Genomic DNA, 16,960 nt, shown 5'->3' with positions numbered 1-16,960 from the left:
AAAGGGGAAGCTGCTAGTAACTATATCTCTATGATATTAACATTAATTTTAAGGAATTGAAGGTATGTTGCAGACTTTAAATTTACTTGCAAAACATTTAAGGTATGTTGTAAGCGAAAAAATGAATACACTAATTGTCCAATCTCATTTTTGCTAACAAAGCTTTGTATCTAGGTTCTGAATGAAGATTTTCTAAATTATGATCTTTTTTGAGTCGAATTAATAGTAAACACACTTTAGCTTCAAAAGCAATTTCTAACCAATCCAAAGCTTTTTCTTTTTTCCCAAGCTTGGCATACAATTCAGCAATAAAATAAGGTTCTGGAGCATTTTTTTCTAACTGCAATTCAATTAACCAAATTAGTACTCCATTTATTCCCGATTTTTCAAAAGCAAGTTCCATTGATGGAATATGTTTTCTATCAAAAGTATCTTTCTCCAAATATTTCTTAAGTTCCAATACAGCTTCTTTATCTCTCCCTTGCCTCAAATAAATATAAAAAATATCAATATGAGTGTATCTGAACTTTTCATTCATTTCCAATGCAGTTTGATGAAAATCAAGGGCCTTTTCATATTCTCCAACCTGATAATAATAACAGCCACTAGCATTATACATCATCATAGACAATGGATCTAATTCTCTGGCTTTATTAATCTCTTGAATGGCTTCATGTAATTTGCCAACAGCACTCAAATGTTCAGCGTACCATTGATGAGCGGTAGCATAATTATTATTCAATTCAATCGCACGTTTGTATTCTTTTCCTGCTTCTTCCCAATTCCAATCAGACCAATATGCTATACCTCCTAAGGTGGCATGTGCTTCAGCAAGATTTTCATCAATACTTAAGGCCTTTAATGCATACTCTCTTGCTTTTTTGAATCCTTCCTTCTCTGGATACCATTTCCAACAAGAAAGAATAAAATAAGCATCTGCCATACCAGAATAAGCCAATGCGTAAGATGAATCTTGCTCTATGCTTTGTTGAAAATATTTGATACTGGTTGTAACATCCTCTTTCGTTCTTCTATTCCAAAAAAAACGTCCCTTTAAATACAAGTTGTATGCTTCCAAATTATTGGTTTGTATCTTCTCAATTTGTCTTAGTTCTTCAGGAGATAAAACAGCTTCCATTTCTGATGCTACTTTTTTAGCAATTTTAGACTGTACTGACAATAAATTCTCAAAACTAACATCATATTTATTGGACCAAATATGTTGATCTTTTGGTGCCTCAATTAGTTGAACAAAAATCCTTGCCTTATTCTCATATTTCTGAATACTTCCTTCTAAGACAAATGCTACATCCAGTTCTTTGGCTATTTGCGGAAGAGATTTCGCACTTCCCTTATATTGTTCGGAAGATATCCTTGAAATAACCTTCAGTTCATGAACTTGAGATAATCGATTAAGAATCTCTTCCATCATTCCGTTGGCAAAATAAAGGTTGTTACTATCATCACTTAAACACTTAAATGGAAGTACTGCAATCGACTTATCCATAAATCTACCTTTATTCGAGCTTTCTCCTTTTATTTGAGGTATTACAAAATAGATAAATGAGACAATAAAAAGAATACCTAAGGTGGCAAGTATGTACATATGGAAAAAACGTTTTGATTTCCTCTGTTCAAAAACCTGATTCTTATTTTCGATATTTTTTTTCTCCTCTTCTCCTGGAGGATAACCATAATAATCGTGATAACATTTACTGAAATAGGTAGGACTTCCGAAACCAACTTTATATGATATTTCAGAAACTGTAGCGACCTTTTGTTGTAGTAAATTTTGTGCCTTTTTAAGTCGAATTTCACGAATATACTGGCTAATGGATTTCTGATAGATCTTTTTCAATTTACGATGAATCTGTGAACGACTCATGCCCATTTCATTGGACAATTCCTTCACTCCAAATTGTTCGTTTGTCAGATTTCTATCTATAATTTGTGTCAATTTTTCAAGAAATACCCGATCCATGGAACCATCATTCAACATGTTTTCCAAATACAATAACAACAATCAACTCACCATCAAAAATAATTTTCACATGACTATTTAAGATACAAAAAAAATCAAACCTAAACAAAGAATAGACAACATAAAAACTTCAATACAAGCCACTTAACAAGCACTTAGATTCATACAACAATCTAATCCATTGGCATAAAAAAACCTCCAATCAATTGAAAGGAGGTTTGCATATATTTAGTAAAAAAATTACAAATCTTCAATTACATATACCATTGTTTTTACTGCTTTTGGAGAAAAACTCAATTCATCATTAATTCCAGTGGCACTTAAACTAAGCACTCCTCTTCCAATATCAATAGCCGATTTTCCTTTAATCATCTCTAAATCGTCCATGGAATGAAGTATTTTACTTGCAGGAACGATAATGTGTAAGGTTTCAGCTAAAAATACGGTGAGCAACTCGTCTGAATCCCGAGTATCTATTACCAATTTTCCGGAATCAGCAATTGCATATTCGGCTTCTAAAAGAGCATTACGTGCATTACTAATGTCAAATGATTTCTTGTTTAAATTAAAACTATTCAATCGAACAAATTCAAATTGCACATTTTTCTTATTGGCAGCCTCTTTAAAAAGATTAAGATCAGCTTTAAGAGAGTCGTTTCCTATTTGATTTGAATTCGATAAAAATGAATCCAAAAGGTCTCTCCTGTTCTCTGTTGAGAATAAATTCTGATTTTGCGTATAAGTTCTAACTTCCATACCTTCTAGATTTTTAATTAAAAACTACCATCTAAAGGGCAAAAGAAATGCCAAACAATGATTAAAAAAGTTAAGAAATTAAAAAGAATACTATGTCGCTAATAATGTACACATTACACTTCACAAGCAATCATCAAATATTGGCATCAAACTGTTCAATTTTGCACAATTTAATAAGTTCTACAGGCTAAAGTGCACAAGTGAGCAAAACTGCACCAAAATAGTGTGTTTTTGGGTGTGACAAAAATCCCCGATTGGGGAAAAATTTCACACTTTAAGTAAACTTAAAAAAACTATAATTTATTCATTCTACTTCGAAGTGCACTTCGGGTAATGCCCAAATATTCCGCTGTTTTTGATTTATTATTATCAAACTTTTTTAATGCTTTCCTTACAATTTCCAATTCCAATTGTTCAATATGTAATTCATTATCAGGTAAAACAATTCTGCCAGGAGTCAAGGGTTGATCACCAGTATTAATATCCTCCTCATCGCTTTGTAAAAATCGAATGTGATCTACCTGCAATTCTAAATCATTAAAAAGTAAAGTTGCACGCTCAATGGTGTTTTTCAATTCTCTGATATTACCTGGCCAATCGTAATTTTGTAATAACCTTTTAGCTTCTTTACTAATAAACTTAAATTTACGTCCTCTTTTTTTGGCATATTGATCTAAAAATATTTGTGAGAATGATAAAATAGCTTCTTTTCTCTCCCGTAATGAGGGAATATAAAGTCTTCCTGTATTCAATCTATAGTACAAATCGCTTCGGAAGGATTTTTCTCCTACCATTTCTTTCAAATTTCGATTCGTCGCACAAATAATTCGAACATCCAACTCTATCGGCTTGCTACCTCCCACTCTATACATTTCACGTTGCTGCAAAACTCTTAAAAGTTTAGGTTGCATATCTAACGGCATTTCACCAATTTCGTCTAAAAATAAGCTTCCTCCCTGAGCCAATTCGAGTTTTCCTGGCTTTCCTTCTTTTTTAGCACCGGTAAACGCACCCTCCTCATATCCAAAAAGCTCACTCTCGAATAATGTATGGGAAATTGCCGAACAGTTTATGGAGATGAATGGTTGAAGAACTTCAGCCTCTTTGCCAAAATGAACCAAACGTGCCATTACCTCTTTACCTGTTCCTGTTTCTCCTTCGATAAGAACAGGTACCGATCTATCTTCATGAAATTGCTCAGCCATTCGCACAACACCTCTCATAGCATCTGAAAAGACACCAATTTTACCTACACTGGTAATTTCACGAATAGTTGTCTCATAATAATTGATTCGTTCCGCTTCCTCCTTTTTTACGGATGAAATTTCACGATTAAAGTTTTCTTTTAAATCTCTGTTTTCTTCTTTCAGGCGTATATTTTCAGCTACTCTTTCAACCAAAAGTGCCAATTCTTCGATGTTCACAGGTTTCAATAAATAATCGTAGGCACCATTGCGTAATGCTTCTATTGAAGTTTCCATGTCTCCAAATCCGGTCATAATTACCACCTCAATCGATACTCCATTCGGCATGTTCTTAATCTTCTTAAGAAGATCAATGCCCGACATCCCTGGCATTCTCATATCGGAAATTACCATACGAAAATCCATTTCCTGAATGAGCGCATATGCATCCTCACCAGTGTGACACAAGCTTATTTCGTGTCCCAATTGTTCTTCAATGAATTCTGCCACTGCAGCTCCACTTGATCTATCATCATCAACAATAAGTATCTTCATAAAAACAGATATTGTGAATTGTCTGGAATTATTATTCCTGCAATTTAAATTTTAATATAAAACTTGCTCCACCTTCTTCATTATTGTGGTTGGAGATTTCTCCCTGAAACTTATCTATAAATGACTTTACAATTGCCATTCCAAGACCGCTTCCAACTCCCGCATCTTTTGTAGTAAACAAAGGATCGTAAATTTTTTCCTGAATTTCCTCCTGTATTCCAGTTCCGTTATCGTGAATCTCTAAAATTCCATTACTATCATCGGTTCTAACCTTAATTCTGATCAGCTTATTATCTCTTTTAACCTTATCCAGAGAATGAATGGAATTCACAATTAAATTAACAACAATTTGTTCAAATTGAATGTAATTGGCAAAAACCAGAATTTTTGAATTTGGCATTTCATGAACCAGATCAATGCTATGATCATACACCTGTCTTTTTACCATGGACAAGGAACTTTTTACAGCATCAACCATATCAACCGTTTCTGATGAAATGTTCTGAGGTTTTTCCCAAAAAGTTCTCATGTGTTTAATAATGGAATCTATTCGCGAAGTTCCTTCTGAAATGGTTTTAATCTTACGGGTAAACATTTCAGGTAAGGCTCCAGGATTCCTTTTCTGCCAAAACAGAACACTGTCAGCAGTAATTTTTATTGCATTTAAAGGTTGATTAATTTCATGTGTAATTCCAGCAGCCATCACACCAATAGACGCCAATTTTGAAGATTCCTCCAACATACGAAGAGCTTCAACATTTTTCTGTTCCGCCTCAATCCTGGCATCCATTAAGGAATTACGCTCCCAGGCATTTGCAATCATATTTACTGTTGAAAAGAAAACTGAAATTTCATCTCTTGACCAATTGTGAGCATTTGTTTGAGAGAACCCCATCAATCCCACTACCTTATTTTCCACCATCACAGGCAATATCACAACAGCTTTTATATTCCTTTTTTTGTAATACTCCTGCTCTTTTTGTTCCAGATTCAACAAATCATTGGAAACAATACTCCGATTCAATTGTAACCTTGATATTATCTCTTTCAATTCCGAAAAATAAAACTGATCTACATCCTTAATGGTCTTTCCTTTTGTAGATACTCTACTCTTTATTTTCACAGCTGAATCTCCCGAACTATGCAATGAATACAAACTAATTCTAGCAACATTCAATTCCTCAGTCATTAGTTTTAATACATCATCTAACACATTTTTAAAATCGGAAGAGGCGTTCAACAGTCGTCCAATAATACCTAACAAACGTTCATGTTTCACCGATATTTTCAACCTGTCTTGTTCCAGTATTAAAGCCCTCTCAGCCTTAATTCTACGTATAATGGCTCTCGACAAAACCAAAATGATTATTGTTGCTAGCAAGATAATCCCCGTAACAATATGAATCCATTCTTTATTCTCGCCATAGAATGATTTTGGTGAATTCATTAAAAATGTGCCTTCAGGAAGAACATCTTTATCAATATCGAATCGCTCAATTTCATTGTAATTAACCACATACTGATCCAATGGCTCTCGATAAATAAGAATTGAATCTGCAGGAGTTCCATTAAGAATTTTGGCAATCATACGAGCAGCCATTTTACCATGATAACTTCCATCAACAACCTTACCTCCTATTACTCCATCGTTAATGTAAAAAGCCCAGGCTATAAACACAGGTACCTTACTTTTAGGTATTAACAAGTCCAAATTATCCTGAAAACTTATAAATTTCCCATCTTTATCCTTATTAAATGTCAACAGTAATATAGAGGTATCTCCTTTTATTTTTTGGACATTATCAACCAGTTCATCAATTCCCAAATCTTCAAAATAAACAAAATCAAGTATACCTTGATATTTTTTCTCCAATTCAAGCATTAACAGCTTGTTTAATTTCGCAGTTGTAGTTTTATTATCATTTATTACAACCAGTTTTTGGGTACTTGGTCGAGTTTTTAAAATCAGATTTATCACACCATCCCAATCCACTTCCTCAGCGACTCCAGTTATGTTATTAATTCCTTCAATCATTTCATCTTTAAAATGATTGATCCCACAAAAAACAATTGGTGTTTTATTAAAGTATTTTTGTCCGTGATTTTTCACAAAGGACAAAGCGTTGTTATCAGAAACAATTATAGCATCATACTTTTCTCTTTGTAATTTCAGATCGTATAATTCTATGATCTTCTGTAAATATTCATCGGAAGGATTTCTTTTGGTATCGAGATATTCATAGTCCAACTCAACCCTATTTCCAAGTGAGTCCATAACCTCCCGAATACCTCGATTTACATTATCGGTCCAACGCAATCCATGATGATAGGAGTGCAATACGAGCACCTTTTTTCGATTACCTGAAAAAGCATCAAAAAAACAAAAAAGGATAAGGAATAAAACTGCAAACTTTAGATATCTCATATCACACCATGTTGAAGAAAATATTAATTCCCTAAAATAAATGAAAATCGGGCAATTCTTACATCCAACAAGATGTTACGTGAAAGGTTTTAAAGATGTTATTCTTTGGTATCAGAAATTGGAAGTGTGAAAGTGAAAGTACTACCTTGATTTACTTCGCTTTTAACGATGATTTCACCCTTGTGCTGCTCCACAAACTCCTTGCATAAAATTAGGCCTAAGCCTGTTCCTGTTTCGTTTTCAGTCCCATTTTGAACCACCTGTTCATCAATTCGAAACAGCTTCTCAATTTTATCATGACTCATTCCAATGCCGCTATCAGATACCGATATCTCTAAAAGATCATCTCTTTTATTGGAGGATACAACAATTTTGCCACCTGTTGGGGTAAATTTTATAGCATTGGATACCAGGTTTCTCACCACGGTATTGATCATATTAGGATCAACAAAAGCAGTTAAATTTTCGTCAACTTTAGCTTCCAGGCAAATGTTCTTATTTTCTGCACTACCAGTTAGAAGATTCACCACCTCATTCACCAAATTCCATAAATCCACCTCCTGCGGTTTCCAGGCAATTTTACCGGTTTGCATTCTAGACCATTCCAGCAAATTTTCAAGCAGACGGTATCCATTTCTAGCAGAATTATTAATTATGGCTAGGAAGTTTTTCAACTGTTCGGCTGACAATTCATCGGAGCTATTAACCAGATAATCAGAAGCTCCTATTAATGATGCAAAAGGATTTTTCAGGTCATGAGCTATAATTGAAAAGAATTTGTCCTTTGTAGCATTCAACAATTCCAATTCCTCCCTTTGTTTTTCAATCATTACCTTTTGTCTGGTTAGCTCCTCCTCCAAAAGATCCTTAACCACCATTCTTTTTCTCATATTTTGAAGTGGAATGAGAATAGAATCAATTATTTTCACATCAAACTTTTCTTCAACTTTTTTGAGTTGATTTTGAGTGCATTGAAGTAATATTGAATTTGTTTTGGCAGTAGCTGAAGCCGATCTGCTTTGAGTATTGATTAAGGCATATTCTCCAAAGGTTCTCCCTTTTTCCAATTCAATAAAAACGTGTCCTTGATCATGAATCTGAATGCATCCTTCTACAATAATATATACAGCTCCGCCATCATCACCTTTCTCAAAAATGGTTTGTTCTGATAAAACCTCTATTTCATCAACCAAGCTAGCTAAAAAGTGGAATACCTCCTCTTTTTGATCCGCCATAAAATCTAAACTCTTAAGCAAATTCACTTTTGAATCGATGGATAATATCATGCTGTAATTTTTAGCTGGTTGATTTTGACACAAATTTATTTCTTTAAACTGTTAAATAAAGAAAATTTCGACGAATTATGGCAAAAAAAAGACCATCAATTCATATTGACAGTCTTTCTATATTATTATTACTCTTTAGAATAACTTAAATCCTAAAGTTACATTCACCATGTTTTGTTTTAACTGATCAGCAACGTCAGAAAATCCAACTTCATAATCAACATCTAAAGTTAATTTCCACACATCGATACCAGCACCAAATTTACCGTTCCAAACAGCTCCTTTAAAATCACTTTCAATGGCACCATCAACTGTACTTTTAACGCTATCATCAATTTTAAATGAAGCTACAGGTCCTGCAAATGCTCTCAATTTAAAAGCAGGTAATTTTACAATCTTATATCCTAATAAAATTGGCACATCAATACTTTTTGTTTTAACTGTGGTAGTAAATTTACCCGTTGCACTTGATAATTCATCAAAATTAAAGTTCTGTTCAACCTTTGTCTTTCGAGAAACATAATTCAATTCAGGCTGCAAGTACCATTTGTTTAAATTAACTCTTAAGAATGCTCCAATCATCATTCCATTATCAGCTTTTTCTTTAATTCCTGATAATCCACCCATATCAGTATCAGCTTTTGTACTAACCAAACCCGCATGTACACCAAGACTTATTGGTGAAGACAATTGTGCGAATAATGCTGTAGAGAACAAGCATATAACTGCAGATAAAATAAGTTTTTTCATAGTTAAATTATTTTCAAATTTTAGATCCTCTAATTTAGTGCTTTTTTTTCTCATTCATCATTAATTTAATGCTATTAATAAGAAAAATTAGTACACTTGATTCCTACAATGAAAGTTTAGCGCAAAAAAAAGCCCGAACATAAGTCGGGCTTTATATCAAATTGAGTTGGAATTACAATCCTAATTTCTCTTTCATTTCTTTAGACAATGCATCTTTGTGAATCATGAATGACATTGTTTTATAAGCTACAAATGGGAAAGATGCATAAAAATATCCATCATATTTGTTGCTATCATCAGCCCATGAGTTTTTCACGATAAAATACTTGTTGTCTTGCTGATCTTTAGCAATACCAACCATGTGCATTCCATGATCATCTGTTGTAGTATAATTGTCAAAAGCAATCTGACGCATCTCCTGAGTAATAACCTTTTCCTTTACAGGTCCAGCTTCACCTTTAAGCTTAGCATCTTTTTCGTCCTTTGATAAAGATTCCCATTTTGAAATCTCAGAATCACTCATGTTCTTTGTAGTTGCATCTGGAACAATAGCAATACCTTTTCTGTACATGAATCCTTTTTCACTTACGTCCGAAGCCCAACCAATTGAATAACCTTTCATGATTGCATCTTCCATAATCTGCATCATTTCATTCATTGGAACATTGTAAACCTCATCCCACAACCAGTTATCTGGTACTTCGATAATGAATTTTTCATAGAATGGGTGGTGAGTGTAAGAAGAAATTTCGATATAATCATCAGCATTTACGCCAACAAAATCCTTCGCAAATGATTTTGGAGTATACTCTTTTCCTTCATATTCAAATTTCTCTGGAGTTTCGCCTAAATAAGCATCCAACACACCATCGAAACCTTTGTGCCATACCGGTGTAATCTTGCGGTTTTTATTCTTAATAACTGCAGTAACGTAATCTTTCAATATCGCATCTAACTCACCATGAGTATGTCCAGACTCACCATAGTTTAATCCTTCGTAAACATTCTCAGGAACGATTCCATAGTTTTTCAACACATAAGTAACATCGTGAAATGCTCCACCGCCACCAAAATTAAAATGTCCGTTCATTCGAACATGCTTAATTGCTTTATCCGAATAACAATTGTACACGACGAACATTTCCGATAAATCCACCTCTGGCTTACCCATTCTCATCATTTCTGACTCGATAAAAGACAAACCAGAAAATGACCAACAAGTACCAGATCTGTGCTGATCTTTTACCGAAGTAGCTGGTAATCTTTTGATATCAGAAAACTGATACGACTCTTTTTCTTTCTTCTCTTTTTTCTTTGCTTCTACTGAACCGGATAATAGTAAACCGGCAGCCAAAAGCCCAATACTTAGGAACTTTATTTTCATTGCTTGTTGCTATTTATAAAATCTATTCAAACGGTTGCAAAAATAGTAAAATCAATATCTCAGACAACGATTTTCCTCAGTTTCCATCGTATTTTCGATAAACGGATATCTTTTCTCGTTCTATCCCATTAAAAAAGGAGGTTTAGCTTTGCTAAACCTCCTTATAAATCTAAAAATACACCGATCAACCCATAACAATTTGTTTTCCCAAAACTCCTTTTTTCTCCATTAAAGAAATGCTAGCGTCAACAATTTGTTCATCGGTAATTTGCTTTGAATTAAAAATGACATCAAAAACGGTATTCGGAAGAGGTTCCTTATTAAAGTAATTCCTAAGGATCTCTCTTTTCTTATCTATATCATTTGCATATTTGATCATTTCATCCATGCTCAACTTGTAAATTTTCTGCAATTGTGTAGCTCTCCATTCCAATGGTGCTTGCAATTTTATATGAAAAGATCTTTCAATATCATTAGTAAGCACAACCCCACCTCTACCGATAATAATGCAGTTGCCTTTGCAAGCGAAAGATTTCACAACCTCAGCAATTGTTTTCTTAATCTTTCTGTCACTATGATAGTACTTACTCGACAAAGCACCCAAAATTTCATCCCAGGTAGATTTCTCCTTAGAATTAAATACATATTCAAGTTTTGCAGGATCTAAATTTAACTCCCGGGCAGAACGCTCCAAAATCTCCTTGGTTAAACAATTCCATTTCTTTCCTGTTTTGTGGCTTAATTTTTCTGCCATCATATTCGCAATATTAATAGCAGTACAACCACATTCCCGAGAAATGGTTACAACCGGTCCTTCGCAAAACATTTCCCTTTTAGGATCAATGATTTTAGACTCGTACCGCTTTTCCATATATTTCAATAAAATATTGTCCATATTCACCTCCTAATTCGTTAATTTCTTTCTATATAATTTAAGATTTTTTAAGAAGATATGAAAATAGAAAGGCTCACTTTTTGTTATATAGAGTGATTATTAAAAGAAGGAAATATTAATTTTATAAATTTGTATTCGAAAATTATGCCTCACCCTAAAAAAAATCAAATGCGCGCGTTACTTATATTCTTAGTCTTAGGATTTACATTGTCTATTTCCTCTGTGCAACTTAAGGCTCAGCTTAACACAAACAATATATTCGATAAAGGACGAAATGCCATTTATTTTGATGATTATACCGAAGCAATAACCAAATTCAATGATATCATTCGTGTTAAACCTTATCTTCCTGAGCCCTACTTTTTCAGGGGGTTAGCCAAATCGTATCTGGAAGATTTTAACGGAGCCATTGTAGATTACACCAAAGCCATAGAATTAAATCCCAATTACACCTTCGCCTACTTGTATCGAGGGATTGCGAAACAAAGTTTGAAAAAATACCCGCAAGCTATTGCTGATTTTAATCGGGCATTGGAATTTAAACCCAATTATGCCGACATCTATTTTAGTAAAGGAAACAGCTTGTTCTCCTTAAAAAAATACAAGGAAGCCAACGAAAACTACTCAAAAGCAATTCAAATTGATCCGGAATTGATGGGTGCCTACTTAAACAGAGCACTGGTTCGTGACCATTTAGATGATACCGATGGGGCAATTCAGGATTGCAATAAGGCAATTCAATTAAACAACTTTTCGTCTAATGCTTTTGGAAATAGAGGCTATCTAAAATTTAAGAAAAAAGAATACGACGAAGCGATTATGGATTACAATCGTGCCTTAAAAATTGATCCTAAAAATACCAGGGTATTAATGAGCAGGGGTTTTGCCAACTACGAACTAAAAAATCTACAAGCCACACTCGACGATTACAATAAAGTTCTGGAAATTGATCCGAATAACGCACATTGTTATTACAATAGAGCTCTCTTACGATCAGAAATCGGTGATTACAACTCGGCAATCGATGATTTCAATAGTGTATTGGAAATGAATCCTGACAACATGTTGATCTACTTTAATCGAGGATTTGTTAAAAGAGATATTGGTGACTACTATGGAGCCATTGCCGATTATAGTACTGCAATTAGAATCTACCCCGATTTTGCCAAGGCTTATTTAGCCAGAGCTTCTGTAAAGAGTCAATTGAATAATCCCAAAGGTGCAATCCAGGATAGAAACCAGGCATTGCTGATTATTGAGAAGTACAAGAAGATGAAAAATGAAGGTGCAATGTCTGCCTTTGTTGATACCACCGAAAACTTCCAGAAACTAATCGACCTAAATTCAAGAGAGTCCTTTACCGAAAAAATCATAAAAGGTCGTGTTCAGGATAAATATGTAAGTATTGAGCTGGAAGATAACTTTCATCTTACTCATTTGAGTATGGATAGCCTTCGTGCAGGAAAAATTCAATACTACGATCAAACGATCATGCATTACAATCAAAAACAGAATTACAGTCCTGCCTTTACGCTTTCGAACAGCCAGTTAAGATACCCGAAAAAATTAGTAGATAAACAATTGAAAATTGCGGATGAGCAGATTGACTCTAAAAATCCAAAAGGATATTTCCATAAAGGAACTTATCAGTTAATGGATAAGAAATACAACAATGCAATTGAAGATCTTAGTAAAGCTATTGAAAAGGAGCCAGGATTTGCTTTGGCCTATTTCAACAGAGCCAATGCTCTGGTTGCCATGACAGATTACATACAATCGGTAGGATCGACGGACGAGACGATTATTAGTTTAAGACCAGAAGAGAAAAAAGGAAATAATGAAGTTATTGTAGATTACGGAAGTGCAATTAAAGATTACACTCGCGCAATTCAAATTGATCCTTCCTTTACTTTTTCAATATTCAACAGAGCCAATGCCTATGCCAAATCTAAACAGCTTAAAAAAGCTTTGGTAGATTACGATTGGGTGATTCAGTTGGATCCAAACTTTAAAGAGGCCTATTACAACCGTGGTTTGGTATATCTTATATTGGAAAACAAAGATTTGGCTTACGAAGATTTAAGTTTAGCTGGCGAATTGGGCTTACCAAATGCCTATAATGTTATTAAACGATATTGTAACAAGGAGTAGCCTTAACATTACTTTAACAAGATACCATAAGAATAAATGACACCAAATCAACCATTAGCTGAAAGACTACGACCAACAGATCTTCAAAATTATCTTGGTCAAAAACATCTTGTAGGAGAAAAAGCTGTTCTTCGAAAAATGATCGAATCTGGAAATATCTCCTCTTTCATTTTATGGGGACCTCCTGGTGTTGGCAAAACGACCTTGGCGAAGATTATCGCCAATCAGTTGAACAGGCCATTTTATACGCTGTCGGCTGTTAATTCTGGTGTTAAAGATGTTCGGGAAGTGATCTCGAAAGCTGAAAAACAAAAGTTCTTTTCCACACCCAATCCCATTCTTTTTATAGATGAGATTCATCGATTTAGCAAATCTCAGCAAGATTCACTGCTTGGTGCTGTCGAAAATGGAACGGTTACACTTATTGGTGCAACCACCGAAAATCCTTCTTTTGAAGTGATTTCTCCTCTTTTGTCACGTTGCCAGGTGTATGTACTGAAAGCTCAGGAGAAGGAAGATTTAGTACAATTGATAGAGCATGCAATAAAGAATGACAACTACTTAAAAGAGAAACAAATTGAAATACAGGAGAAGGATGCTTTACTGAAATTTTCAGGTGGTGATGCTCGTAAACTTCTTAATATTCTTGAGTTGGTTATCAACTCTCAAACTACCGATGAAATTACAATTACGAATGAGTTGGTAACGAAAGAACTGCAAGAAAATCCATCGATGTATGATAAAGATGGAGAACAGCATTACGATATCGCTTCGGCACTAATCAAATCGATTCGCGGAAGTGATCCCGATGCAGCCGTTTATTGGTTAGCCCGAATGATTGAAGGAGGTGAAGACGCGAAATTTATTGCCAGACGTTTGGTGATATCGGCAAGTGAAGACATTGGATTGGCAAATCCCAATGCCCTACTATTAGCTAATACTTGTTTTCAATCGGTTAATGTTGTAGGAATGCCAGAATCCAGAATTATCTTATCTGAAACAGCCATTTACCTGGCAACATCACCCAAAAGTAATGCCTCTTATTTGGCAATAGGAAAAGCACAAGCTCTGGTTCGTGAAACCGGAAACCTTGCCGTGCCTTTGCATTTAAGAAATGCTCCTACTAAATTAATGAAGAAGCTCGATTATGGAACCAACTATAAGTACTCTCATGATTATCCGGGAAACTTTGTAAATCAACAGTTTCTTCCAAATGAAATCAAGAATCAAAGACTCTATTATCCTCAACAAAACCCTCAGGAATTAAAAATTTGGGAACGATTAAAAGGCTGGTGGAAAAATCGATTCTAAGCAAGCCAAATTCTGTGCTTCCTTTCTCATCAATAAAGAAAGGAAGAGCCTCTGCGGCTTGAGCAGAAAAAATAGATGAAATAGCTTTAGCTACTATATAAAACAAAACAGATTGCCTCAAAAGAATGGTCTTATTTAATACTATAAGTTTAAAGCAAACTTCCAATACTAATTCGTCTCTTACTGGGCATCTTAAGGGCAAACGGATAATACGAAGAAGAACTTTTAGTAAGACGGATAAGCTGAGAACTTGTTCGAAGATCACTCCGCCGCACTTAAAGTTTTTCAAGTAGAAGCAGTTTGGGTTTAAGCGTCCTAGATTCTTTGCTTCCTTTCTCATCAATGGAGAAAGGAAGAGCCTCTGCGGCTTGAGCAGAAAGAATAGATGAAATTGCTTTAGCTACTATATAAAACTTAAGAGATTGTTTCAATAAAATGTTGTTAGGTTACTAGTATAACTTAATGTATACTTCTTTTTACCTATTCATGGCTTATGGGACATCTTAAGGACAAACTGATAATACGAAGAAGAACTTTTAGTAAGACGGAGAAGCTGAGAACTTGTTCGAAGATCACTCCGCCGCACTTAAAGTTTTTCAAGTAGAAGCAGTTTGGGTTTAAGCGTCCTAGATTCTTTACTTCCTTTCTCATCAATGGAGAAAGGAAGAGCCTCTGCGGCTTGAGCAGATAATCAACTCTTAACTGAAGAATAATATTCCCACTATAATTAGAATAGAAGCAAAATTGCTTATTTTTGCCAAGAATAAAATTGAATATCATGATAGCAAACATACCGAACATTAAACATACCGATAGCGGTAACTTCTTTCTTTTAGCTGGTCCTTGCGCCATCGAAGGTGAGGAAATCGCAATGAAAATTGCTGAAAGAATTGTTGAAATTACCAACAAACTTGAAATTCCATTTATTTTTAAAGGATCGTACCGCAAAGCGAATCGCTCAAGATTAGATTCTTTTGCAGGTATTGGTGATGAGAAAGCACTTAAAATCCTTAAGAAAGTAAGTGATACTTTTGGCGTTCCTACCGTAACCGATATTCACAGTGCAGAAGAAGCAGCAATGGCTGCTGAATATGTGGATGTATTGCAGATTCCAGCGTTCCTATGTCGTCAAACCGATTTATTGGTGGCTGCTGCTAAAACCGGTAAGGTGGTAAACATCAAGAAAGGACAATTCCTGGCTGCTGAATCGATGAAATTCGCAGTGAATAAGGTACGTGAAACAGGAAACGATCAGGTTGTATTAACCGATCGCGGTAACATGTTTGGTTACCAGGATATGATTGTAGACTACAGAGGAATTCCAGTAATGCAGGAAAACAATTGCCCGGTTGTATTGGATATTACTCACTCCTTACAACAACCAAATCAAGCTGGTGGTGTAACTGGCGGTCGTCCTGAATTAATCGAGACTGTTGCCAAAGCAGGTATTGCTGTTGGAGCCGACGGAATCTTTATCGAAACACATCCAGATCCAGCCAATGCAAAATCTGATGGAGCCAATATGTTGCATTTAGATTACCTAGAAGATCTACTTACAAAGCTTGTTGCCATTCGAAAAACAATCAACCAGTTTTAGTTAAGCTTCAAATCTCAAGTTACAAGCTACAAGTTTTGGGACCGGCATCAGCTACGAAAGTGGGGACCCATAGGTAGAAAAAACGAAAAATAGAAATGCTGTTGAACGAGGAACGAGTGAGACTATCTATTTCTATTCGTTTTTGAGCCGTGGTGGGTCACTGAGTAGATGCGCCGTAGATTTTTGTTACTTTTCATCAATGGAAAAGTAAAAACCCCCTGCGGCTTGAGCAGAAAGAATAGATGAAATAGCTTTAGCTACTATATAAAACAGATTGTCTCAAAAGAAAGGTCTTATTTAATACTATTAGTTTAAAGTAAACTTCCAATACTAATTCGTCTCTCACTGGGCATCTTAAGGACAAACGGATAATACGAAGAAGAACTTTTAGTAAGACGGGGAAGCTGAGAACTTGTTCGAAGATCACCTCGCCGCACTTAAAGTTTTTCCAGTAGAAGCAGTTTGGGTTTAAGCGACCTAGATTCTTTGCTTCCTTTCTCAGCAATGGAGAAAGGAAGAGCCCCTGCGGCTTGAGCAGAAAAACGAAACTGATTAGTAGTTATAACTATTAAATAATACAATTGAGGCTGTCTCAAAAAGATTGTTCATTTAGGATTAGTATAACTAAAAACAAACTACCTATAATTATTCAAGATTTTAAGGACATCTTAAGGACGAGCTGGTT

Annotated in this window: 12 protein-coding genes; 3 read left to right on the top strand and 9 right to left on the bottom strand. The window is 34.9% G+C overall.

The features are described 5' to 3' along the window. Positions 1–130 precede the first annotated feature (130 nt). From GCQ56_RS12620 to GCQ56_RS12585, 8 genes are all read right to left on the bottom strand, one after another. Positions 131–1,981, bottom strand: coding sequence for a helix-turn-helix domain-containing protein (locus GCQ56_RS12620; protein ID WP_193323780.1), 1,851 nt, complete (start codon positions 1,979–1,981; stop codon positions 131–133). Between the two features lie 240 nt (positions 1,982–2,221). Next, on the bottom strand, positions 2,222–2,737 hold the full coding sequence (locus GCQ56_RS12615; protein WP_152734833.1) for an LUD domain-containing protein: 516 nt from the start codon (positions 2,735–2,737) through the stop codon (positions 2,222–2,224). A 293-nt stretch (positions 2,738–3,030) separates the two neighbouring features. Then, positions 3,031–4,476, bottom strand: coding sequence for a sigma-54 dependent transcriptional regulator (locus GCQ56_RS12610; RefSeq protein ID WP_152734832.1), 1,446 nt, complete (start codon positions 4,474–4,476; stop codon positions 3,031–3,033). Positions 4,477–4,507: 31 nt separating this feature from the next. After that, complete coding sequence (locus GCQ56_RS12605; protein ID WP_152734831.1) at positions 4,508–6,901, bottom strand: ABC transporter substrate binding protein; 2,394 nt, start codon at positions 6,899–6,901, stop codon at positions 4,508–4,510. A gap of 98 nt (positions 6,902–6,999) precedes the next feature. Next, the gene (locus GCQ56_RS12600; RefSeq protein ID WP_152734830.1) at positions 7,000–8,187 is read right to left on the bottom strand and encodes an ATP-binding protein; all 1,188 of its coding nucleotides are present in this window, start codon (positions 8,185–8,187) and stop codon (positions 7,000–7,002) included. A 135-nt stretch (positions 8,188–8,322) separates the two neighbouring features. Further along, positions 8,323–8,937: a porin family protein gene (locus tag GCQ56_RS12595; protein WP_193323779.1), complete on the bottom strand. Its 615-nt coding sequence runs from the start codon at positions 8,935–8,937 to the stop codon at positions 8,323–8,325. A 172-nt stretch (positions 8,938–9,109) separates the two neighbouring features. After that, a complete protein-coding gene (locus tag GCQ56_RS12590) occupies positions 9,110–10,321 on the bottom strand; it encodes an aminopeptidase C (protein ID WP_152734828.1) in 1,212 nt (403 codons plus the stop codon). A gap of 184 nt (positions 10,322–10,505) precedes the next feature. Further along, positions 10,506–11,216, bottom strand: a complete 711-nt coding sequence (locus tag GCQ56_RS12585; protein ID WP_152734827.1) for an AAA family ATPase — start codon at positions 11,214–11,216, stop codon at positions 10,506–10,508. A 168-nt stretch (positions 11,217–11,384) separates the two neighbouring features. On the opposite strand from GCQ56_RS12585, the gene GCQ56_RS12580 reads away from it, so the two are divergent. Beyond that, positions 11,385–13,367, top strand: coding sequence for a tetratricopeptide repeat protein (locus GCQ56_RS12580; RefSeq protein ID WP_152734826.1), 1,983 nt, complete (start codon positions 11,385–11,387; stop codon positions 13,365–13,367). A gap of 36 nt (positions 13,368–13,403) precedes the next feature. Next, entirely contained in the window at positions 13,404–14,678 is a 1,275-nt protein-coding gene (locus GCQ56_RS12575; protein ID WP_152734825.1) for a replication-associated recombination protein A, read from the top strand. 275 nt (positions 14,679–14,953) lie between these two features. On the opposite strand, the gene GCQ56_RS20290 is transcribed toward GCQ56_RS12575, so the two are convergent. Further along, complete coding sequence (locus GCQ56_RS20290) at positions 14,954–15,109, bottom strand: hypothetical protein (RefSeq protein ID WP_193323778.1); 156 nt, start codon at positions 15,107–15,109, stop codon at positions 14,954–14,956. Positions 15,110–15,456: 347 nt separating this feature from the next. On the opposite strand from GCQ56_RS20290, the gene kdsA reads away from it, so the two are divergent. Next, positions 15,457–16,275, top strand: a complete 819-nt coding sequence (gene kdsA, locus GCQ56_RS12570) for a 3-deoxy-8-phosphooctulonate synthase (RefSeq protein WP_152734824.1) — start codon at positions 15,457–15,459, stop codon at positions 16,273–16,275. Positions 16,276–16,960 lie beyond the last annotated feature (685 nt).

Source organism: Marinifilum sp. N1E240, assembly GCF_009295825.1.
GTDB lineage: Bacteria > Bacteroidota > Bacteroidia > Bacteroidales > Marinifilaceae > Marinifilum_A > Marinifilum_A sediminis.
The sequence above is the reverse complement of the archived record's forward strand: the minus strand, read 5'-3'. Positions and strand labels throughout refer to the sequence as shown.